General features: G+C 60.2%; 21 protein-coding genes. 15 read left to right on the top strand and 6 right to left on the bottom strand.

Annotated elements, in window-relative coordinates:
• Positions 1-62: 62 nt before the first annotated feature.
• Both AB4N74_RS06935 and AB4N74_RS06930 read right to left on the bottom strand, forming a co-directional pair.
• Positions 63-2,447, bottom strand: coding sequence for an efflux RND transporter permease subunit (locus AB4N74_RS06935; protein ID WP_093437794.1), 2,385 nt, complete (start codon positions 2,445-2,447; stop codon positions 63-65).
• Positions 2,444-3,487 (bottom strand): WD40/YVTN/BNR-like repeat-containing protein, encoded by a 1,044-nt coding sequence (locus tag AB4N74_RS06930; protein WP_116256672.1) that lies wholly within the window; start codon positions 3,485-3,487, stop codon positions 2,444-2,446. The genes AB4N74_RS06935 and AB4N74_RS06930 overlap by 4 nt, the downstream gene beginning before the upstream one ends.
• 438 nt (positions 3,488-3,925) lie before the next feature.
• Between AB4N74_RS06930 and AB4N74_RS06925 the strand changes: the two genes are divergently transcribed.
• The 7 genes from AB4N74_RS06925 (at position 3,926) to AB4N74_RS06895 (ending at position 9,258) form a co-directional block, all read left to right on the top strand.
• The gene (locus AB4N74_RS06925; RefSeq protein WP_007917992.1) at positions 3,926-4,516 is read left to right on the top strand and encodes an amino acid synthesis family protein; all 591 of its coding nucleotides are present in this window, start codon (positions 3,926-3,928) and stop codon (positions 4,514-4,516) included.
• 31 nt (positions 4,517-4,547) lie between these two features.
• A complete protein-coding gene (locus tag AB4N74_RS06920; RefSeq protein ID WP_460098895.1) occupies positions 4,548-5,381 on the top strand; it encodes an alpha/beta fold hydrolase in 834 nt (277 codons plus the stop codon).
• Positions 5,378-6,859, top strand: a complete 1,482-nt coding sequence (locus AB4N74_RS06915; protein ID WP_095050099.1) for an aldehyde dehydrogenase — start codon at positions 5,378-5,380, stop codon at positions 6,857-6,859. The genes AB4N74_RS06920 and AB4N74_RS06915 overlap by 4 nt, the downstream gene beginning before the upstream one ends.
• A gap of 12 nt (positions 6,860-6,871) precedes the next feature.
• Positions 6,872-7,357 (top strand): flavin reductase family protein, encoded by a 486-nt coding sequence (locus tag AB4N74_RS06910; RefSeq protein ID WP_093437777.1) that lies wholly within the window; start codon positions 6,872-6,874, stop codon positions 7,355-7,357.
• Positions 7,358-7,492: 135 nt separating this feature from the next.
• Positions 7,493-7,882 carry a carboxymuconolactone decarboxylase family protein gene (locus AB4N74_RS06905; RefSeq protein WP_007968634.1) on the top strand — a complete coding sequence of 130 codons (390 nt, stop codon included), beginning with the start codon at positions 7,493-7,495 and terminating at the stop codon, positions 7,880-7,882.
• Positions 7,883-7,940: 58 nt separating this feature from the next.
• Positions 7,941-8,693 (top strand): GntR family transcriptional regulator, encoded by a 753-nt coding sequence (locus tag AB4N74_RS06900; protein WP_077573257.1) that lies wholly within the window; start codon positions 7,941-7,943, stop codon positions 8,691-8,693.
• Position 8,694: 1 nt separating this feature from the next.
• A complete protein-coding gene (locus AB4N74_RS06895; RefSeq protein WP_242206107.1) occupies positions 8,695-9,258 on the top strand; it encodes an NUDIX hydrolase in 564 nt (187 codons plus the stop codon).
• A gap of 124 nt (positions 9,259-9,382) precedes the next feature.
• On the opposite strand, the gene AB4N74_RS06890 is transcribed toward AB4N74_RS06895, so the two are convergent.
• Positions 9,383-9,679, bottom strand: a complete 297-nt coding sequence (locus AB4N74_RS06890) for a DUF1330 domain-containing protein (protein ID WP_460098889.1) — start codon at positions 9,677-9,679, stop codon at positions 9,383-9,385.
• A 68-nt stretch (positions 9,680-9,747) separates the two neighbouring features.
• On the opposite strand from AB4N74_RS06890, the gene ribBA reads away from it, so the two are divergent.
• The 5 genes from ribBA to AB4N74_RS06865 all read left to right on the top strand — a co-directional run bounded on the left by ribBA (position 9,748) and on the right by AB4N74_RS06865 (position 15,282).
• Positions 9,748-10,857: a bifunctional 3,4-dihydroxy-2-butanone-4-phosphate synthase/GTP cyclohydrolase II gene (gene ribBA / locus AB4N74_RS06885; protein ID WP_095050094.1), complete on the top strand. Its 1,110-nt coding sequence runs from the start codon at positions 9,748-9,750 to the stop codon at positions 10,855-10,857.
• Positions 10,858-11,324: 467 nt separating this feature from the next.
• A complete protein-coding gene (locus tag AB4N74_RS06880) occupies positions 11,325-12,350 on the top strand; it encodes an ABC transporter substrate-binding protein (RefSeq protein WP_093437763.1) in 1,026 nt (341 codons plus the stop codon).
• Complete coding sequence (locus AB4N74_RS06875; RefSeq protein WP_166674938.1) at positions 12,347-13,294, top strand: ABC transporter permease; 948 nt, start codon at positions 12,347-12,349, stop codon at positions 13,292-13,294. The genes AB4N74_RS06880 and AB4N74_RS06875 overlap by 4 nt, the downstream gene beginning before the upstream one ends.
• 6 nt (positions 13,295-13,300) lie before the next feature.
• Complete coding sequence (locus tag AB4N74_RS06870; RefSeq protein ID WP_007918021.1) at positions 13,301-14,110, top strand: ABC transporter permease; 810 nt, start codon at positions 13,301-13,303, stop codon at positions 14,108-14,110.
• A gap of 17 nt (positions 14,111-14,127) precedes the next feature.
• Positions 14,128-15,282: an ABC transporter ATP-binding protein gene (locus AB4N74_RS06865; protein ID WP_460098885.1), complete on the top strand. Its 1,155-nt coding sequence runs from the start codon at positions 14,128-14,130 to the stop codon at positions 15,280-15,282.
• 202 nt (positions 15,283-15,484) lie between these two features.
• Here AB4N74_RS06865 and map read toward each other — a convergent pair whose 3' ends face one another.
• From map to AB4N74_RS06850, 3 genes are all read right to left on the bottom strand, one after another.
• A complete protein-coding gene (gene map / locus AB4N74_RS06860; protein ID WP_460098882.1) occupies positions 15,485-16,276 on the bottom strand; it encodes a type I methionyl aminopeptidase in 792 nt (263 codons plus the stop codon).
• On the bottom strand, positions 16,273-16,500 hold the full coding sequence (locus AB4N74_RS06855; RefSeq protein ID WP_007918027.1) for a ParD-like family protein: 228 nt from the start codon (positions 16,498-16,500) through the stop codon (positions 16,273-16,275). The genes map and AB4N74_RS06855 overlap by 4 nt, the downstream gene beginning before the upstream one ends.
• Positions 16,501-16,564: 64 nt before the next feature.
• Positions 16,565-17,422 carry a LysR substrate-binding domain-containing protein gene (locus tag AB4N74_RS06850; protein WP_460098880.1) on the bottom strand — a complete coding sequence of 286 codons (858 nt, stop codon included), beginning with the start codon at positions 17,420-17,422 and terminating at the stop codon, positions 16,565-16,567.
• Between the two features lie 109 nt (positions 17,423-17,531).
• Between AB4N74_RS06850 and phnD the strand changes: the two genes are divergently transcribed.
• Genes phnD through phnE form a run of 3 tightly spaced genes read left to right on the top strand, consistent with a single transcriptional unit; the run spans position 17,532 to position 20,007 of the window.
• Entirely contained in the window at positions 17,532-18,398 is an 867-nt protein-coding gene (gene phnD, locus AB4N74_RS06845; RefSeq protein ID WP_460098877.1) for a phosphonate ABC transporter substrate-binding protein, read from the top strand.
• Entirely contained in the window at positions 18,395-19,186 is a 792-nt protein-coding gene (gene phnC / locus AB4N74_RS06840) for a phosphonate ABC transporter ATP-binding protein (protein WP_414925798.1), read from the top strand. The genes phnD and phnC overlap by 4 nt, the downstream gene beginning before the upstream one ends.
• 2 nt (positions 19,187-19,188) lie before the next feature.
• Positions 19,189-20,007 carry a phosphonate ABC transporter, permease protein PhnE gene (phnE, locus tag AB4N74_RS06835; protein WP_093437743.1) on the top strand — a complete coding sequence of 273 codons (819 nt, stop codon included), beginning with the start codon at positions 19,189-19,191 and terminating at the stop codon, positions 20,005-20,007.
• The last annotated feature ends 63 nt before the right edge of the window (positions 20,008-20,070 follow it).

Here is a 20,070-nt window from a genome sequence, read left to right as displayed (position 1 = left end):
TCTTAAAACACAAAAAAAGCCGCAACCCTAAGGTTGCGGCTTTGTCATTTCAGCCCTTCAGATCAATGCGCAAACAGCGAATTGCCCTTCTGCCCCGCCAGTTTCTCCGGCTTGATCAGGAACTTCGCCAGTGCCGGCAACAGCCACAGCGCACCGAACATGTTCCACAGCAGCATGAAGGTCAGCATCAGGCCCATGTCGGCCTGGAACTTGATCGCCGAGAAGATCCAGGTGCACACACCGATCGCCAGGCACAGACCGGTGAACAGCACGGCTTTACCGGTGGATTTCAGCGTTTGGTAATAGGCTTCCTGCAACGGCAGCCCCGCGCGCAGGAAACTCTCCAGACGGCTGTAGATGTAGATGCCGTAGTCGACACCAATCCCCACACCCAGCGCCACCACCGGCAAGGTCGCGACTTTCACGCCGATGCCCATGAACGCCATCAGCGCGTTGCCGAGTACCGAGGTCAGCACCAGCGGCAGGACGATGCACAGCGTCGCCGCCCACGAACGGAAGGTGATCATGCACATCACTGCCACGCAGATGTACACCAGAATCAGGATGGTCAGCTCAGCCTGCTTGATGACTTCGTTGGTGGCCGCTTCGATCCCGGCGTTACCGGCGGCGAGGATGAATTCCAGACCGTCCTTGTTGTTGTCCTTGGCGAATTCCTGCACCGCGTGTACCGCCCGATCGAGGGTTTCAGCCTTGTGATCGTTGAGGAACACCAGCACCGGCGCCAGCGAGCAACTGTTGTTGTACAGACCGTCGGCGCGGGCAATCGAGTTGTTCAGCACGTCCGGGTTGCGTGACAGGGTTTCCCATTTCAGGTTGCCCTCGTTCATGCCCTTGATCATCTGCTTGGACACGGTCACCAGCGAGATCGCCGACTGCACGCCCTCGGTGTTCTGCATCTTCCACATCAGCTCATCGATCGGCGCCATGGCCTCATAACGCGAGCAACCTTCAGCCTTGGTCTTGACCATCACCACCAGCACGTCGGAACTGGTCGAGTAGTTGTTGATGATGAAGTTGTTGTCCTTGTTGTAGCGCGAGTCCGGACGCAGTTCCGGCGCGCCTTGGTCGAGGTCGCCGATTTTCAGGTTCTGGCTGTACCAGAGGCCGCCGCCGAAGGCGATCAGCGCCAGCACCACAGAGACGCGTGCGACTTTCGGATTGGCGAAGTTCGACAGCAGGCGCCAGAACGGGTGTTCGCGGTTGGCGTCCTTCTTGCTCCTGGCAATCGCGCGTTTACTGATGCCGACATAGGAGATGGCGACCGGCAGCAGAATCAGGTTGGTGAACACGATCACTGCGACGCCGATCGACGCACCAATGGCCAGTTCACGGATCACGCCAATGTCGATGATCAGCAGCGTGATGAAGCCCACCGCATCCGCGAGAATCGCGATCATCCCCGGCAGGAACAGTTGCCGGAAAGTGCGCCGCGCTGCGGTCAACGCGTTGTCGGCCTCGCTGGATTGCAGGGCGATGCCGTTGATCTTCTGCACGCCGTGGGAAATACCGATGGCGAAAATCAGGAATGGCACCAGCATCGAATACGGATCGAGCCCGAAACCGAAGAAGTGCATCAAGCCGAGCTGCCAGACCACCGCCACCAGCGTCGTACTCAACACCGCGATGGTGCTGCGTACGCAGTTGGTGAACCACAACAGCAGAATCAGGGTGATGACAAACGCGATGCCGAAGAACAGCACGACCATCACCAGACCGTCGATCAGGTCGCCGACCTTCTTGGCGAAACCGACGATGTGGATCTTGACGTTGGGATTCTGCGCTTCGAACTTGTTGCGGATCTTGTCTTCGAGTTCATGGGAGAACTTGCGGTAGTCCAGCGCGAGCAACTTGCCCTGGTCTTCCGGGTCCGGGTAGGACTCCAGCAGCGGGATGTCGACGATGCTCGACTTGAAGTCGTTGGCCACCAGCCGCCCGACCTGGCCGGACTTGAGCACGTTGTTGCGCAGCAGATCGAGACTGTCTTGCGAGCCGTTGTAGCTCTGCGGGATCACTTCACCGCCGGCGAAACCCTCTTCGGTCACTTCGGTCCAGCGTACGCTCGGGCTCCACAGCGACTTCAGGCCAGAACGGTCGACGCCGGAAATGTAGAACACCTCGTCGTTGATCTGGCGCAGAGTCTCCATGTACTCCTTGGAGAAGATGTCGCCGTCCTTGGCTTCCACCGAAATGCGCACGGTGTTGCCCAGGTTCGCCAGATCGTTGCGGTGCTCCATCATCTTCTCGATGAACGGATGCTTGAGCGGGATCATTTTTTCGAAACTGGTCGACGGCCGGATCAACGTGGCCTGCCAGAACAGGAAAATACTCACCACCAGGCAGATAAGGATCACTGCCGGACGGTTGTTGAAGATCAGGCGCTCAAGAAACGTCGCCTTGTCCTGCTGAGGAGTGATCAAGGAAGTCATAGCCCCGCCTTCTTATTATTGATCTCGGCACCGTTTGGCAGCGTGGTGTGAACGCCACCCTGCCCGCTCAGAATCAGATTGCCGTCGCCGGCAGCGGTGACCGACGACAAGGAAATACGATCCGGACGGTTGAACACGCTGAAGGTCTCGCCGTTGTCGCTGCTGCTGATCACCGAACCGCCGTTGCCAACGATCACGATCGAGCCATCTTCGAGCAGGGTCGCGCCGGACAAGCCGAATTCCAGCGATCCGCGCGCGGCTTTCAGCTCGACCTGCTCCCAGGTGCTGCCGAAATCCGTCGAGCGATAAAGGTTGCCGCGCAAGCCGTAGGCCAGCAGGGTCTGCGGTTGCGCCGTGCCGATCACGCCGAACAGCGAGCCTTCGTACGGGCCTTCGAGTTTTTCCCAGGTCTGGCCGTCATCGGCGGAGCGGAACATGCTGCCCGACTCGCCGACGATGAACAGCCCAGCGTCCTTCACCGCCGCGATGGCGTTGAGGTGGAACTGGTCTTCGTTGTCGAGGCGGTCGCTGACGTCTTCCCAGTTTTTGCCGCCGTCGGTGGTTTCCAGCAGTGCACCGTACGCGCCCACGGCGAGGCCGCTGTTGACGTCCTTGAACCAGACGTCGAGCAGCGGCGATTCGCGTTTGAGGTCTTCGAATTGTTTGGTCCAAGTCAGACCGCCGTCTGCGCTGGCGAGGATTTGCGCGTCGTGGCCGACCGCCCAGCCGTGCTTGTCGTCGACAAAGTACACAGCCGTCAGCAGTTGTCGGCTCGGCACTTTGGCTTGCGTCCAGGTTTTGCCCTGGTCATCGGAATAGAGAATGTGCCCGCGATCCCCGACCGCCACCAACCGTTTGCCGGCGTGGACAACATCAAGAATCAGGCTTTTCGCGGCTTTGGCGGATTCGGTGGCATAGACCACATCGGCTGGCGCCTCGGCAGCAATCACAGGTGCCGATAACGTGGCCAAGCCCAGCATGGAGAGTGCTGTGGCCAGCAACGCGGTGTTGCGTAACGCCGGCGGGCGGCAACGACTCATAGACCTTCCCCTATTTATTATTGTTAGGCCATTGGCCTTCAAGGGCGCCGCAAGTGTGCTCCGCTGATGGCTGGTCAGAAGCATAGTCCTGAAACCCGCAATCCAGAGCCACTTCGGAAGCTGGCTCATCCTATCGGGCTTTCGAAACGTCTGACAATCGGCGCCACGTTATCTTTTGTTAACCGCATTGCCGACGGATTCCCCCCTGTAGGAGTGAGCCTGCTCGCGATAGCGGTGTATCAGTTAGCAATTGCTCAGCTGACACACCGCTATCGCGAGCAGGCTCACTCCTACAGGGAGTTGTGGGGGCTTTGGGATTTGAATACATGACCATTCGCCGGGGTGATGCGGCAAAAGTTACCGGAGGGACTTGCACGATCGGTATTATGGTATACCATCAGACGCACAGACACTCTTAATCCCCCAACGGAGCAGCTCATGAGTTTCGAAATTCGCAAGATCGTCAGCTATGTCGAAGAAACCTTCATTGAAGGCGGCAAGGCCACTGACAAGCCAGTGACCATGGTCGGTCTCGCCGTGGTGATGAAAAACCCTTGGGTAGGCAACGGTTTCGTTGAAGACCTCAAGCCGCAGATCCGCGCCAACTGCTCCGACCTCGGTGCGCTGATGGTGGAGCGTCTGGTCGGCATCATCGGCGGTGCCGAGAAGATCGAGGCCTACGGCAAAGCCGCTGTGGTCGGCGCTGATGGCGAGATCGAACACGCCTCCGCCGTGATCCACACCCTGCGCTTCGGCAACCACTACCGCGAAGCCGTCAACGCCAAGAGCTACCTGAGCTTCACCAACAAGCGCGGCGGCCCGGGCACGTCTATTCAGATTCCGATGATGCACAAGGACGACGAAGGTCAGCGTTCGCACTACATCACTCTGGAAATGCAGATCGAAGACGCACCGCGTGCCGACGAAATCGTCGTCGTGCTGGGTTGCGCTGACGGTGGCCGTCTGCACCCGCGCATCGGCAATCGCTACATCGATCTGGAAGAACTGGCCGCCGAAAAAGCCCAGTAATCACAATAAAAAGGCATTGCAGGAGCGCTCCATGATTCGGCTCACCGCTGAACTCACCCCGGCTGGCACCAGTTACCTGGCGACCGGCCAAGGCCAGCCCGTGGTTTTGATCCACGGCGTGGGCCTGAACAAAGAAATGTGGGGCGGGCAGATCGTCGGTCTGTCCAGCCAATACCGGGTGATCGCCTACGACATGCTCGGCCATGGCGCCAGCCCGCGACCGGCCAGCGGCACCAACCTGCTCGGTTACGCCGATCAGTTGCTGGAGCTGCTCGATCACCTGAATCTGCCGCAGGCAGCGGTGATCGGTTTCTCCATGGGCGGTCTGGTCGCGCGGGCCTTTGCCCTGCATTACCCGCAGCGCCTGCAAAGCCTGGTGGTGTTGAACAGTGTGTTCAACCGCAGCGAAGAACAGCGTGCCGGCGTCATCGCCCGTACCGCGCAAGCCGCCGAACATGGCCCGGACGCCAATGCCGAAGCGGCGTTGTCGCGCTGGTTCAGCCGCGAGTATCAGGCGGCCAACCCGGCGCAGATCGCCGCATTGCGCCAGACCCTCGCCAATAATGATCCTCAGGGTTACCTGACCACCTACGAATTGTTCGCCACCCAAGACATGTACCGCGCCGACGACCTGGGCAGCATTCAGGCGCCGACGCTGATCGCCACCGGTGAACTCGATCCGGGTTCGACCCCGGAAATGGCCGAGCAACTGGCCCGACGCATCCCCGGTGCGAAGGTTGCCGTGCTGGCCGAGCAACGGCATATGATGCCGGTAGAGTCGCCGCGCCTGGTCAACCAGACGCTGCTGGAATTTCTGCAATTCGCACACTCCCGACAAAACCATATAAAGGGGATCGTTGCATGACACTCGCACGCTTCCAGATGTGCATCGGCGGAGAATGGGTCGACGCCCTCTCCGGCAAGACCTTCGAAAGCCTCAACCCGGCCACGGCGCAAGCTTGGGCCGAACTGCCCGACGCTGATGAGGCGGACGTCGAACGCGCCGTGCAATCGGCACAGACTGCTTTCGACAGCCCGGCCTGGCGTGGTCTGACCGCGACTGCACGCGGCAAACTGCTGCGCCGTCTCGGTGACTTGATCGCCGAAAATAAAGAACAACTGGCGCAGCTGGAAAGCCGCGACAACGGCAAGCTGATCCGCGAAACCCGTGGGCAAGTCAGCTATCTGCCGGAGTTTTTCCACTACACCGCCGGCCTCGCCGACAAGCTCGAAGGCGGCACGCTGCCGCTGGATAAGCCCGACCTGTTCGCCTACACCGTGCACGAAGCAATGGGCGTGGTCGCCGCGATCATTCCGTGGAACAGCCCGCTGTACCTGACCGCAATCAAACTCGCCCCGGCCCTCGCCGCTGGCAATACAATTGTGATCAAGCCTTCCGAGCACGCTTCGGCGACCATTCTTGAACTGGCACGTCTGGCGCTCGAAGCCGGGATTCCGCCGGGCGTGGTCAACGTCGTCACCGGTTACGGCCCAAGCACTGGCGCCGCCCTCACCCGCCATCCGCTGATCCGCAAGATTGCCTTCACCGGCGGCGCGGCGACAGCACGGCATGTGGTGCGCAGCAGCGCCGAGAACTTCGCCAAGCTGTCGCTGGAACTGGGCGGCAAATCACCGAACATCATCTTCGCCGACGCCGATCTGGACAGCGCGATCAACGGCGCGATCGCCGGGATCTACGCGGCCTCCGGACAGAGCTGCGTGTCGGGTTCGCGACTGTTGGTGCAGGACGAGATCTACGACGAATTCGTCAGCCGACTGGTCGAACGCGCCCAGCGCATTCGCATCGGCAACCCGCAAGAAGACCACAGTGAGATGGGCCCGATGGCCACCGCGCAGCAATTGGCGGTGGTCGAAGGTCTGGTCGCCGACGCCATCGCTGAAGGCGCGCGTTTGCGCACTGGCGGCAAGCGTCCGACCGATCTCGGCGAAGGCTGGTTCTACGAGCCGACGCTGTTCGAATGCGACCGCAATTCGATGAAGATCATGCAGGAAGAAGTCTTCGGCCCGGTGGCGTCGGTGATTCGCTTCAAAGATGAAGCCGAAGCACTGGCGATCGCCAACGACTCGCAGTTCGGCCTTGCTGCCGGCATCTGGACCCGTGATCTCGGCCGAGCTCATCGCCTCGCTCGCGATGTGCGTTCGGGGATCATCTGGGTCAACACTTACCGCGCGGTGTCAGCAATGGCACCGATCGGCGGCTTCAAGAACAGTGGCTATGGACGCGAAAGCGGCATCGATTCGGTGCTGGCCTACACCGAACTGAAAACGGTGTGGATCAACCTCTCCCAGGCACCGATGCCTGATCCGTTTGTGATGCGCTAGGAGTCCTGCGAAATGATCGAACCCGGCATTTACAAAGACGTCATGAGCTCGTTCCCGTCCGGCGTCACGGTGGTCACCACCCTTGACCCTGAGGGTGGGATCGTCGGCATCACCGCCAGCGCTTTTAGCGCGCTGTCGATTGACCCGGCGCTGGTGTTGTTCTGTCCCAACTATGCTTCCGATACTTACCCGGTGCTGCGTGACAGCAAGAAATTTGCGATCCATTTGCTGTCGGCTGACCAGACGGCTGAGGCCTATGCTTTCGCCAGTAAAGGCAAGGACAAGGCCAAGGACATCGCGTGGCATTTGAGCGAACTCGGTAACCCGATTCTGGCCAAAGCGACGGCGATCATCGAGTGCGAGTTGTGGCGGGAATACGATGGTGGCGACCACGCGATCATTGTTGGCGCGGTGAAGAACCTGATCCTGCCCGCGCAACCGGTGACGCCGATGATTTACCACAAAGGCAAGCTCGGGCCGTTGCCGACCCTGGCCTGACGGATTCACACAAATCCCCCTGTAGGAGTGAGCCTGCTCGCGATAGCGGACTGACATTCAACATTGATGTCGACTGATCCACCGCTATCGCGAGCAGGCTCACTCCTACAAGGGATCGTGGTCACAGGAGGAATGATGAGTAACGAAAAGTATGAGAAGGGCCTGAAGATCCGCACTCAGGTGCTCGGCGAAGCCTACGTGCAGCGTTCGATAGAGAACGCCGACGACTTCACCCGTCCGCTGCAGGAAATGGTTACCGAATACTGCTGGGGCCATGTCTGGGGGCGTGAGGGTTTGTCGCTCAAGGAGCGCAGCATGATCAACCTGGCGATGATCTCGGCGCTCAACCGTCCGCATGAACTCAAGCTGCATGTGCGTGGCGCCTTGCGTAACGGCCTGAGTCGTGAGCAAATACGCGAAATTCTGCTTCAGGTCGGCATTTATTGCGGCGTTCCGGCAGCCGTGGACAGTTTCCGGCTGGCCCGTGAAGCCTTTGCCGAAGCCGACGCCGAGGCCTCCAGTTAAACCCTCGGCTGTTTAGATGCCCGTCTGGCATGGACAGCCAACCGAATGAGCGGACCCCATGAAACGCCAGCCACTCGACGACAGCTTCAAGGTCAATCGCAACCCCGTTACCCTGCGCGAAATCGTGCTGGATAAACTGCGTAGCGCGATCATGAATTTCCAGCTCATGCCCGGCGATCGTCTGGTCGAGCGCGATCTGTGCGATCGCCTCGGTGTAAGCCGTACGTCGGTGCGTGAAGCCTTGCGTCACCTGGAATCCGAAGGTCTGGTCGAGTTCGCCGATGCCAAAGGCCCGCGCGTGGCGATCATCACCCTCGCCGATGCGGTCGATATCTACGAGCTGCGCTGCGTACTTGAAGGACTGATCGTGCAGTTGTTCACTCTGCGCGCTAAAGCCAAGGACATCAAAGCCCTGGAAAAAGCCCTCGACGACAACCGCAAGGCGTTGAAGGACGGCGAGTTGCAGCAGGTGATCGACTCGGTGCAGGGTTTCTACGACGTGCTGCTCGAAGGCTCGGGTAACCACGTGGCGGCCACTCAGTTGCGTCAGTTGCAGGCGCGCATCAGCTACCTGCGCGCGACTTCGGTATCGCAGGAAAACCGTCGCGGCGCGAGTAATCAGGAAATGGAAAAAATGGTCGAAGCGATCAAGAGCGGTGATCCGCTGGTGGCGCATCAGGCCTGTGTCGATCACGTTCGCGCCGCTGCTGCCGTGGCGCTCGACTATCTCAAGCGCAAGCAGGAAGAGACCGGCGCAACCCCGGCCATGACCCTGCCCATCGCGCTGAAAGAACCCCGTATAGGTCACTGATATGTTCAGCCCGAGCTATTGCCCGAAATGCGGTGGCCCTGACCTCGGTCAGCAGATACCGGCGGGCGATACGCACGAGCGCCTGATGTGTCGCGGCTGCGGCTACATCCATTACGTCAATCCGAAGATCATTGCCGGCTGCATCATCGAGCAGGACGGCAAATACCTCTTGTGCCAACGCGCGATCCCACCGCGCCCGGGCACCTGGACGCTGCCCGCCGGGTTCATGGAAAGCGGCGAGACCACCGAGCAAGCGGCCGTCCGTGAAGTCTGGGAAGAAAGCGGTGTGCGCGCGGAAATCGTCTCGCCGTATTCGATTTTCAGCGTGCCGAAGATCAGCGAGGTGTACATCATCTTTCGTGCGATCGCGCTGGAGATCACCGGGCAGTACGGCCCCGAAACCATGGATTACAAGTTCTTCGCGCCGGAAGAGATTCCATGGGAACAGATCTATTACCCGGCGATCCGGCAGATTCTCGAGCGCTATATCGAAGAACGCCAGGCTGGGGTGTATGGGATCTACATGGGCAATGATGATAGCGGCAAGATTCACTTCATCCGCTGACAACGCAACCCGCTCTTTGTAGGAGTGAGCCTGCTCGCGATAGCGGTGTGTCAGGTAGAGAATTGCCGACTGACACACAGCTATCGCGAGCAGGCTCACTCCTACAGGGGTTTAGTGGTGTTGCTTAAATTGGGGCGATGCCTTCAACGATGATGATTTCCGCCCTCGCCCATTCCTCGCGATAACGTTTCGCTTCCTGATACGCCGCCGAGTGGTAGCACGCCACAGCCTTCTCATAGCTCTCGAACTCGATCACCACGCTGCGTTGCGGCGTCTGGCGCCCTTCCATCGCCTCGCTGCGCCCGCCTCTGGCCAGAAACTTCGCGCCAAACTCGGCGAACGCTGCCGGCGCACGCTGGGTGTATTGGCTGTAATGATCGGCATCGGCTATATCCACGTGAGCAATCCAGTACGCCTTCATAATGACCTCTTTGTTGATTGTGTATTATGGTATACCAATATATTTCCAACGAACCCTGAGAGTCCAGCATGGCCTTCAACAGCATCGAAGAAATCATCGAAGATTATCGTCTTGGCAAAATGGTCTTGCTGGTCGATGACGAAGACCGCGAAAACGAAGGCGACCTGCTGCTGGCCGCCGACCGTTGCACGCCCGAGGCGATCAGCTTCATGGCCCGTGAAGCGCGCGGTCTGATCTGCCTGACCCTGACCGACGAACATTGCCAGCGTTTGGGCCTGGAGCAAATGGTGCCGGCCAATGGCAGCGTGTTCAGCACCGCGTTTACCGTATCGATTGAAGCAGCGGTTGGCGTGACCACCGGCATCTCCGCAGCAGATCGCGCTTGCACCGTGGCCGCCGCCGTCGCGCCGAATGCCCGCGCTGAAGATCTGGTGCAGCCCGGCCACATCTTCCCGCTGCGCGCCAAGGAAGGTGGCGTGCTGACCCGCGCCGGCCACACCGAGGCCGGTTGTGACCTGGCGCGTCTGGCCGGTTTTACGCCGGCCTCGGTGATCGTCGAGGTGATGAACGACGACGGCACCATGGCCCGTCGCCCGGATCTGGAAGTGTTTGCGCGCAAGCACGGGATCAAGATCGGCACCATCGCCGACCTGATCCACTATCGCCTGAGCACCGAACACACCATTGAACGCATCGGCGAACGGGAGCTGCCGACGGTGCATGGCACGTTCCGCTTGATCACTTTTGAGGATCGCATCGAGGGCGGCGTGCACATGGCGATGGTCATGGGCGATCTGCGCCGTGAAGAACCGACGCTGGTGCGCGTGCATGTGATCGATCCACTGCGTGATCTGGTTGGCGCGGAATATAGCGGGCCGACGAACTGGACGCTTTGGGCGGCGTTGCAACGGGTCGCTGCTGAGGGGCATGGGGTTGTGGTGGTGCTGGCCAATCACGAGTCTTCGCAGGCGCTGCTGGAGCGAGTGCCGCAATTGACTCAGCCGCCGAGGCAGTTCAGCCGTTCGCAATCGCGGATTTATTCGGAGGTGGGGACCGGGGCGCAGATTCTGCAGAACCTTGGGGTTGGCAAGTTGCGTCACCTGGGCCCTCCTCTGAAATACGCCGGGTTGACCGGGTATGACCTGGAAGTGGTCGAGAGTATTCCGTTTACCGAGTGAAGCTGCCCTCACCCCAGCCCTCTCCCCGAGGGAGAGGGAGCCGACCGAGGTGTTTAGTCGCTATACGCCGACCTGAAATACCGAGTCGAACTCAGGTTTTGGACAGCCTCCAATCGGCCCCCTCTCCCGAAGGCAGAGGGAGCCGACCGAGGTGTTTAGTCGCTATACGCCGACCTAAGATACCGAGTCGAACTCAGGTTTTGAACAGCCTCCAATCGGCCCCCTCTCCCGGAGGGAGAGGGCTGGGGTGAGGGGCTGGATCTGACATTCACAAAAAACATCCAAGCCGAACGCATCAAATAACCGCCCGGCCAGATAACCGGTAAGGCAAAGTGCTTGCACAAAGTTTGGAATACCATAATATGATATTCCATAGACCGGACATTCCAACGAAGGTCCATCTACTGCTCCCGACAGGCGGGCAACAACGCAAGCCCGCTCAAAAACACAACAATGAGGGCGTAAAAATGGTGTTGAACAAAGCTGCAACCGCGATCTTTTTTGCGGGACTGCTCAGCGTTACCGGCCAGGCTGCAATGGCTGCCGAGAGCGTGAACTTCGTCAGCTGGGGCGGAAGCACCCAGGATGCGCAGAAACAGGCCTGGGCCGATCCGTTCAGCAAGGCCAGCGGCATCACCGTCGTGCAGGATGGCCCGACTGACTACGGCAAACTCAAAGCCATGGTCGAGAGCGGCAACGTGCAGTGGGACGTGGTCGATGTCGAAGCCGATTTCGCCCTGCGCGCCGCCGCTGAAGGCCTGCTCGAACCCCTCGATTTCAAAGTGATCCAGCGCGACAAGATCGACCCGCGTTTCGTCAGCGATCACGGCGTCGGCTCGTTCTTCTTCTCCTTCGTCCTCGGCTACAACGAGGGCAAACTCGGCGCCAACAAGCCACAGGACTGGAGTGCCCTGTTCGACACCAAAACCTACCCCGGCAAACGCGCGCTGTATAAATGGCCAAGCCCTGGCGTGCTCGAACTGGCGCTGCTGGCCGACGGCGTGGCGGCCGACAAGCTCTACCCGCTGGATCTGGATCGCGCCTTCAAAAAACTCGACACCATCAAGAAAGACATCGTCTGGTGGGGCGGCGGCGCGCAGTCGCAGCAACTGCTGGCGTCAGGTGAAGCGAGCATGGGCCAGTTCTGGAACGGTCGCATTCACGCCCTGCAAGAAGACGGCGCACCGGTCGGCGTGAGCTGGAAACAGAATCTGGTCATGGCCGACATTCTGGTGATTCCAAAAGGCTCGAAAAACAAGGACGCGGCGATGAAGTTCCTCGCCGCCGCCAGCGGCGCCAAAGGCCAGGCCGACTTCTCCAACCTGACCGCCTACGCCCCGGTCAACCTCGACAGTGTGGAGCGTCTGGATTCGACGCTGGCCCCCAACCTGCCGACTGCCTACGCTAAGGATCAGATCACTCTAGATTTCGCGTACTGGGCCAAAAACGGCCAGGCCATCGCGACACGGTGGAACGAATGGCTGGTCAAATGAAAATGGCGGCCACCGCGTCCCGTCCCTCCACTGCCACCGGGAGCGCGACCAGCGCTGCCGGTTCGGCCCACGGAACACAGGCGGTTGCGATGCAGCAAGCCCCGTCCCTCAGACAACGCTGGCGCGGCGCCGGCAACCTCGCTCCGGCGCTGTTGTTCATCGGCCTGTTCTTTCTCGCGCCGTTGATTGGCCTGCTGTTGCGCGGCGTGCTCGAACCGACCCCGGGCCTTGGCAACTATGAACAACTGTTCGCCAACTCGGCGTATGCCCGAGTGCTGCTCAACACCTTCTCGGTGGCCGGGCTGGTAACGCTGTTCAGCCTGTTGCTGGGCTTTCCGCTGGCCTGGGCGATCACCCTGGTGCCGCGCGGCTGGGGTCGCTGGATTCTCAACATCGTGCTGCTGTCGATGTGGACCAGCCTGCTCGCCCGCACGTATTCGTGGCTGGTGCTGCTGCAAGCGTCCGGCGTGATCAACAAGGCTCTGATGGCGATGGGCATCATCGATCAGCCGCTGGAAATGGTGCACAACCTCACCGGCGTAGTGATCGGCATGAGCTACATCATGATCCCGTTCATCGTGTTGCCATTGCAGGCAACCATGCAGGCCATTGACCCGATGATCCTGCAGGCCGGCTCGATTTGCGGCGCCAGTCCGTGGACCAACTTCTTCCGGGTGTTCCTGCCGCTGTGTCGGCCGGGTCTGGCCTCCGGTGGCTTGATGGTGTTCGTCATGTCGCTCGGTTACTACGTCACCCCGGCACTGCTCGGCGGGGCGCAGAACATGATGCTGCCGGAGTTCATCATTCAGCAGGTGCAATCGTTCCTCAACTGGGGCCTGGCCAGTGCCGGCGCTGCGTTGCTGATCGCGATCACTTTGGTGCTGTTCTACTTCTACCTGAAGCTTCAGCCGGAATCCCCGGTTGGCGCCAGTAACGCGAGGTAAGCCGACATGCTCCTGACCCCCAATGCGATGAGCCGGCGCATGCGCTTCGGCTTGTATGCAACCACCGGGCTGATCGGTCTGTTCCTGCTGTTGCCGATCGTGTTTATCGTGCTGCTGTCGTTCGGCTCTTCCCAGTGGCTGGTGTTTCCGCCACCGGGCTGGACGCTGAAATGGTACGGCCAGTTCTTCTCCAACCCCGATTGGATGAACGCCGCAGCGGCCAGCCTCAAGGTCGCCGTGCTGACCACGATCTGCGCCGTGGCCCTCGGTCTGCCGACTGCGTTTGCGCTGGTTCGCGGGCGTTTTCCCGGTCGGGAAATGCTCTACGGCCTGTTCACCCTGCCGATGATCGTGCCGCTGGTGATCATCGCCGTGGCAGTGTACGCGCTGTTTCTCAAGCTCGGTTACACCGGGACGATGTTCGCGTTTGTCGTCAGCCATGTGATCGTCGCGCTGCCGTTCACGATTATCTCGATCATCAACTCACTGAAGCTGTTCGATCAGTCGATTGAAGACGCGGCGGTGATTTGCGGTGCTTCACGCCTGCAAGCGGTGTTCAAGGTGACGTTCCCGGCGATTCGTCCGGGCATGGTCGCCGGCGCCCTCTTCGCCTTCCTCGTGTCGTGGGACGAAGTGGTGCTCAGCGTGATGATGGCAAGTCCCACACTGCAAACCCTTCCCGTGAAAATGTGGACCACCCTGCGCCAAGACCTGACGCCAGTGATCGCCGTCGCTTCGACGCTGCTGATCGGCTTGTCGGTTTTGGTCATGGTCATCGCCGCCGCGCTGCGCCGGCGCAACGAAATCAGCGCCTGAGCGCCCAGGAGTACGACATGAGTGCCGTGATCAAAGACGCTTCCCAGCAGAATAACAAACCCCTGGTCAGCCTGCGCAATCTGAACAAGCACTACGGCGACTTTGCCGCCGTCGACAACATCTCGCTGGACATCAAGGACGGTGAATTCCTGACCTTCCTCGGCTCCAGCGGCTCGGGCAAGAGTACGACCCTGTCGATGCTCGCCGGATTTGAAACGCCGAGCAGTGGCGAGATCCTCGTCAACGGTCAGTCGCTGGTGAATGTGCCTCCGCACAAGCGTGACATCGGCATGGTGTTCCAGCGTTATTCGCTGTTCCCGCATTTGTCGGTGCGCGACAACATCGCCTTTCCGCTGGCGATCCGCAAACTGGCCGCCGCCGAACGTGACAAGCGTGTCGACGCGATGTTGAAACTGGTCCAGCTCGAACAGTTCGCCCATCGCCGCCCTTCGCAACTGTCTGGCGGCCAGCAGCAACGTGTCGCCATTGCCCGGGCGTTGGTTTACGAACCACGCATCCTGCTGATGGATGAACCGCTCGGTGCGCTGGATAAAAAGCTGCGTGAAGATCTGCAGGATGAACTGCGCCAACTGCATCGTCGCCTGGGCATCACCATTGTTTACGTGACCCACGACCAGGAAGAAGCCATGCGTTTGTCGCAGCGCATTGCTATTTTCAGTCACGGCAAGATTGTTGGTCTGGGCAGTGGTTATGACCTTTATCAAAATCCGCCGAATGCGTTTGTGGCGTCGTTCCTGGGCAACTCGAACTTCCTCAAGCTCAAGGCGCAGGGCAATGCGGCGGCTTCGTTTGAAGGACAGTCATTGTCGATTCGACTGACCGCTGGGCTGCATACGGATCAGGATGTGTTGCTGATGGTGCGGCCGGAAAAAGCCTTGGCGTTGAGCGTGGCGCAAGCGATCAGCGAACCGCTGCCGTCGGGGTGGAACGAGGTTTCAGCGAAGGTGGTGGAGGTGTTGTTTCTGGGTGAGAGCCAGACTTGCAGTGTGGTCACGTCGGGCGGCACATCAATGACGGTGAAAGCACTGTCAGCCGCCGGCATGCCGCTCAAGGCTGGCGACCCAGTGCAAGTACGCTGGGCCACCGCTGATGCCTGCGTCTACACCGAATGGACCGACAGCGACCTGAACAAGGCTGCGGGTTCTCACTGATAGCGTGTTGTCTGTGAGATTTACCCCCTCACCCCAGCCCTCTCCCCCAAGGGGGGCGAGGGGGAAAGGGAGCAGATCGGGGGCTTTTCAGGACCTGAGTTCGACTCAGGACTTTCAAGTCGATGTATAACGCCAAAACAACCCGGTCAGTCCCCTCTCCCTCTGGGAGAGGGCTAGGGTGAGGGAAACAGTCGACGCGGTATCAGACAATAGCGCGGTAGCCTTCAATCTCATCTGGCCACGCGGTCAAGATCTCAAACCCCGTCTCCGTCACCGCCACCATATGCTCCCACTGCGCCGACAACGAGCCATCCTTGGTCAGCACCGTCCAGCCATCCGCCATGTTTTTCACATGACGCTTGCCGGCATTGAGCATCGGCTCCACGGTAAAAATCATCCCGGCCTTGAGCTTCATGCCCTGATTCGGAAAGCCGTAATGCAGGATCTGCGGCTCATCGTGATAGACCTTGCCGATCCCGTGCCCGCAGTACTCGCGCACCACGCTGAAGCCTTCTTTCTCCGCCAGGCTCTGGATCGCGTGGCCGATATCGCCCAGCGTGGCGCCCGGTTTCACCACGCGGATGCCCGCGCACATCGCCTCGTAGGTGGTCTTGATCAGGTGCTGCGCTTCAGGTGTCGCCTCACCGACCACGTACATGCGGCTGGTATCACCGAACCAGCCGTCCTTGATCACCGCGATGTCGAGGTTGACGATGTCGCCATCCTTCAGCGGCGTGCCCGATGGGATGCCATGGCACACCACGTCGTTGACCGAGGCGCAGACGGTTTTCGGAAAGCCGTGATAACCGACGTTGGCCGGCACCGCTTTCTGCACATTGACGATGTAGTCATTGCACAGCTGATCGAGCTGATCGGTGGTGACACCCGCCTTGACATGCGGCACCAGCATGGCCAGCACTTCAGCGGCGAGTTTGCCGGCAGCACGCGATTGCGCGATGTCGGCCGGGGTGTTGATCTTGATCTGGTTTCTCATGCGCTGACGGCTTCCTGAGTCAGTTGTTGCAGATCCAGCCCGCCGTTCTGTTCGGCGCGGATCAGCAAGCGGCAAATGGCGCTGTGGTCGAGGTTGGGGTGCAGTTCGGCGAGCATGCCGATGCGCATCCAGTGCTCGGCCTGCGCGTTGATCGAGCGGCTGAGGGCGTTGCTGGAGATACGCAGGTTCTCGTGCATGTCCTCTGAAATCTTTACGATGCCCATATATGAATCCGATACGATGTGTATATGGATCGTATATTATCCAAGCCTCACGCGAAATTGCAAATCAACCCAGCGCCGCGTCGAAAAAAGATGAGATGAGCCGACTGGAGCGGCGCTCCGCCAAACAATAAAGATACGTCTCGGTGAACAGCTCTTCGCCCTCGATTCTGATCGTGCGGATTTTCGGGTCGGCTATGAACTCTGCTTCCGACACCACGCCCAACCCCAGCCCGCGCACCACCGCCTCACGCAACGCCTCACGACTGCCAATTTCCATGGCGATCCTCGGTTTCACCTGCGCCGCATTCAGAGCCTGCTCCAGCACCAACCGCGTGGTGGAACCGGATTCGCGTTGCAGCAGCCGCTGCCCTTCCAGTTCCTCCAGCCGCACGCTGCCACGATTGGCCAGTGGATGTTCATGGTGGGCGAACAAGATGATCGCGTGCCGCGCATAACGCACCGAACACAACGCCGGATCATCCTGACACCCGGCCAGCACGGCGATGTCGGTCACATAGTTTTCCAGGTCCGACAATACCTGCGCCGAGTTGCCGACGCGGATCGACACATCGATATTCGGATGCTGTTGCAAATAGCTGTCGACCATTTCGATCACATGAAACGGCCCCACCGCACCAACCTTGAGCTGGCCGCTGTCGAGCCGTCCGGAGTCGCGCAGCAGGTTGTGCGCTTCCAGTTCCAGCAAGGCAATCCGTTGCGCGATCGGCAGCAACTGCCGCCCGACATCGGAAAGCTCGATCCGCCGCCCGCGCCGATGGAACAGCTCAACATTGTGCTGGCGTTCCAAGGCTTGTACTTGCGTGGTCAGGGTCGGCTGGCTCAACCCTGACGCCCGCGCCCCGGCACTGAAACTGCCGTGACGGGCGACGGCGAGAAAGGCCCGCAGTTTGGCGCTGGACATCCATAGACTCCATCAATAGTTAGCTGTCGTTTCGCATATTGAATTGATTGAATGACTGTCACGTGACAGACCTAGCCTGTGGCAACTCCCAACCACACCGTGGAATGCCATGAAAACAATCAAACAGTTTCTGCGTGTCGCCAGCCTCACCGTCATTGCCCTCGGCGCCAGCCAGGTCTGGGCCAAGGACAAATTGACCATTGGCTTGATCCCCTCGGAAGATTCCCAGGCGATGATCGAATCGAGCAAACAGGTGCTCGACGATCTGCAAGCCAAAATCGGCATGCCGGTGGTGCCGTTCGTGGCTACCGACTACAACGGCATCATCGAAGCGCTGCGTTCGGGCAAGCTCGATGTCGCCTACCTCGGGCCGTTCTCCTACGTGCTCGCGACCTCGGTGGCGGATGTCGAGGCGTTCTCGGTGGCGGTGACCAAGAAGACCGGCCAGAGCGCGTACAAAAGCGTGATTCTGGCGCGCAAGGACAGCGGCATTCATTCGCTGGCCGACCTCAAGGGCCATACGTTTGCATTCGTCGACCCGAGTTCAGCGTCTGGTCACCTGTTCCCAAAAGCAGGTCTGGAACAAGCCGGTTTTGCCCCGGACAACTTGTTCAAACGAGTGATTTTCTCCGGCTCCCACGACGCCAGCATCCTCGCGGTCGAGAACAAGAAAGTCGACGCGGCGGCCGTGGCTGACCGCATCTTCGCCAGTGCCGTGGCCAAAGGTGTGGTGAAGCAGGATGACTTCGAAATTGTCTGGAGTTCCAAGCCGATTCCTGAGTCGCCGATGGTCTGGCGCAAGGCGCTCGATCCGCAACTGAAGAAGAAAATCGCCGACGCACTGGCTTCAATCAAGGACGTGCCGTGGGGTGATCAGGGCGTGCTTAATGGTTTCCAGCCGACCACCGACGCGTCGTATGACGTGGTGCGCGACACCGCCAAGGTGCTCGATCTCGATTTACGGAGCATGAAATGATCAGCATCCGCCAACTGACCAAACACTACGGCAGCAACCCGGTGTTGCGTGGCATCGACCTGGAGGTCGCGGCCGGCGAGTTCGTCGTGGTGCTCGGTCAGTCCGGCGCCGGTAAATCGACCTTGCTGCGTTGCATCAATCGTCTGGCGCAGGCCGACAGCGGCACGCTGAACGTCGCCGGCATCGACGCCCTCGCCTGCCCTGACACCAGCGTTCTGCGCCGTGAAGTGGCGATGATTTTTCAGCACCACAACGTCGTGCCTCGCCTGAGTGTGCTGAAGAACGTGCTGACCGGTCGCCTCGGTTCCGTCGGCACCCTCGCCTCGATTTTGCAGCTGTTCCGCCGTGACGATGTGGCGTTGGCGATGCAATGCCTGGAGCGCGTCGAACTGGCGCACAAGGCTGGCGAGCGCACCGATTCGTTGTCTGGCGGACAAAAACAGCGCGTCGGCATCGCCCGCGCGTTGGCGCAACGACCGCAGGTGATTCTGGCCGATGAACCGATTGCCAGCCTTGACCCGAAGACCGCGCGCCTGGTGTTGCAGTACTTGCGCGATGCCACCCGCGAACTGGGCATCACCGTGCTGTGCAATCTGCATCAGGTCGAATACGCCCGTGAGTTCGGCGACCGCGTGGTCGGCCTCGCGCACGGCAGTCTGGTGTTCGATGGCAAAGCGTCGAGCATGACTGAAGCCGATCTGGCGCGAATCTATCCGGGGCAATCAACAGAGTCCTCCGCTGACGTCCCGACGACCACCCTGTCCTACCGCACTGTATCGAGGGCCTGAGCATGCAATCGCAAAACTATCAGTGGGTCGGCGATCGTCCCCGTGGCCCGCGCAGTTGGCTGACCACCGGCGCCGTCGTCCTGATCGTGCTGTGGACGCTGAACTGGAGCGCACAAGGCGCGCAGCTCAGCCTCGGTGAACTGGCCGCCGGGTTGCCGCAGATCGGCGACTTTCTCTCGCGCACCTTTCCGCCGGACCTGAGCATCCTGCCGCGTCTGATCGCGCCTGCGGTGGAAACCTTGCAGATCGCCATTTGGGGAACCCTGCTTGGCGTCTTACTGGCGATTCCAATGTCGTTTCTCGCCGCGCGCAATTTGAGCCGCAACCGCTGGCTGTTTCACGCCACCCGCCAGGCACTGAATTTCACCCGCAGCATCAACGAACTGATCCTCGCGCTGATCTTCGTCTCGGCGGTTGGACTCGGCCCGTTCCCCGGCGTATTGGCGCTGGCGCTGCATGGCCTGGGCATGCTCGGCAAATTCTTCGCCGAGAGCATCGAAGAGATCGACCAAGGCCCGATTGAAGCGCTGCAAGCGACCGGAGCTCGGCCGCTACAGGTGATCGTGTTTGGTGTGCTGCCACAGGTCATCACCGCGTGGATTGCCGTGATCCTGTACCGCTTCGAGGTCAACCTGCGCTCGGCCACGGTGCTGGGCATGGTCGGTGCCGGCGGTTTGGGGTTCGAGCTGGTGAGCAGTCTCAAGCTGTTCAAATATCAGGAAACCGCGACCTGCATCATCGTCATCACCTTCATGGTGATAGTCGCCGACGCCATCTCCAGCCGCCTGCGCGCGGCGATCCAGAGCGGTTCGGCGCACTAGCGTAAAGCTGCTATCGGCTCAGCCGATTCAAACCTGCGATTTATCGATTTGTGCCGTTGTCGG

It is taken from the genome of Pseudomonas sp. H3_C08, from assembly GCF_054669455.1.
The sequence above is the reverse complement of the archived record's forward strand: the minus strand, read 5'-3'. Positions and strand labels throughout refer to the sequence as shown.

What these genes read in the sequence shown, in the direction of transcription:
- AB4N74_RS06935 (WP_093437794.1), bottom strand. Translation starts at nt 2,447, where the DNA reads ATGACTTCCTTGATCACTCCTCAGCAGGACAAGGCGACGTTTCTTGAG.
- AB4N74_RS06930 (WP_116256672.1), bottom strand. Translation starts at nt 3,487, where the DNA reads ATGAGTCGTTGCCGCCCGCCGGCGTTACGCAACACCGCGTTGCTGGCC.
- AB4N74_RS06925 (WP_007917992.1), top strand. Translation starts at nt 3,926, where the DNA reads ATGAGTTTCGAAATTCGCAAGATCGTCAGCTATGTCGAAGAAACCTTC.
- AB4N74_RS06920 (WP_460098895.1), top strand. Translation starts at nt 4,548, where the DNA reads ATGATTCGGCTCACCGCTGAACTCACCCCGGCTGGCACCAGTTACCTG.
- AB4N74_RS06915 (WP_095050099.1), top strand. Translation starts at nt 5,378, where the DNA reads ATGACACTCGCACGCTTCCAGATGTGCATCGGCGGAGAATGGGTCGAC.
- AB4N74_RS06910 (WP_093437777.1), top strand. Translation starts at nt 6,872, where the DNA reads ATGATCGAACCCGGCATTTACAAAGACGTCATGAGCTCGTTCCCGTCC.
- AB4N74_RS06905 (WP_007968634.1), top strand. Translation starts at nt 7,493, where the DNA reads ATGAGTAACGAAAAGTATGAGAAGGGCCTGAAGATCCGCACTCAGGTG.
- AB4N74_RS06900 (WP_077573257.1), top strand. Translation starts at nt 7,941, where the DNA reads ATGAAACGCCAGCCACTCGACGACAGCTTCAAGGTCAATCGCAACCCC.
- AB4N74_RS06895 (WP_242206107.1), top strand. Translation starts at nt 8,695, where the DNA reads ATGTTCAGCCCGAGCTATTGCCCGAAATGCGGTGGCCCTGACCTCGGT.
- AB4N74_RS06890 (WP_460098889.1), bottom strand. Translation starts at nt 9,679, where the DNA reads ATGAAGGCGTACTGGATTGCTCACGTGGATATAGCCGATGCCGATCAT.
- ribBA (WP_095050094.1), top strand. Translation starts at nt 9,748, where the DNA reads ATGGCCTTCAACAGCATCGAAGAAATCATCGAAGATTATCGTCTTGGC.
- AB4N74_RS06880 (WP_093437763.1), top strand. Translation starts at nt 11,325, where the DNA reads ATGGTGTTGAACAAAGCTGCAACCGCGATCTTTTTTGCGGGACTGCTC.
- AB4N74_RS06875 (WP_166674938.1), top strand. Translation starts at nt 12,347, where the DNA reads ATGAAAATGGCGGCCACCGCGTCCCGTCCCTCCACTGCCACCGGGAGC.
- AB4N74_RS06870 (WP_007918021.1), top strand. Translation starts at nt 13,301, where the DNA reads ATGCTCCTGACCCCCAATGCGATGAGCCGGCGCATGCGCTTCGGCTTG.
- AB4N74_RS06865 (WP_460098885.1), top strand. Translation starts at nt 14,128, where the DNA reads ATGAGTGCCGTGATCAAAGACGCTTCCCAGCAGAATAACAAACCCCTG.
- map (WP_460098882.1), bottom strand. Translation starts at nt 16,276, where the DNA reads ATGAGAAACCAGATCAAGATCAACACCCCGGCCGACATCGCGCAATCG.
- AB4N74_RS06855 (WP_007918027.1), bottom strand. Translation starts at nt 16,500, where the DNA reads ATGGGCATCGTAAAGATTTCAGAGGACATGCACGAGAACCTGCGTATC.
- AB4N74_RS06850 (WP_460098880.1), bottom strand. Translation starts at nt 17,422, where the DNA reads ATGTCCAGCGCCAAACTGCGGGCCTTTCTCGCCGTCGCCCGTCACGGC.
- phnD (WP_460098877.1), top strand. Translation starts at nt 17,532, where the DNA reads ATGAAAACAATCAAACAGTTTCTGCGTGTCGCCAGCCTCACCGTCATT.
- phnC (WP_414925798.1), top strand. Translation starts at nt 18,395, where the DNA reads ATGATCAGCATCCGCCAACTGACCAAACACTACGGCAGCAACCCGGTG.
- phnE (WP_093437743.1), top strand. Translation starts at nt 19,189, where the DNA reads ATGCAATCGCAAAACTATCAGTGGGTCGGCGATCGTCCCCGTGGCCCG.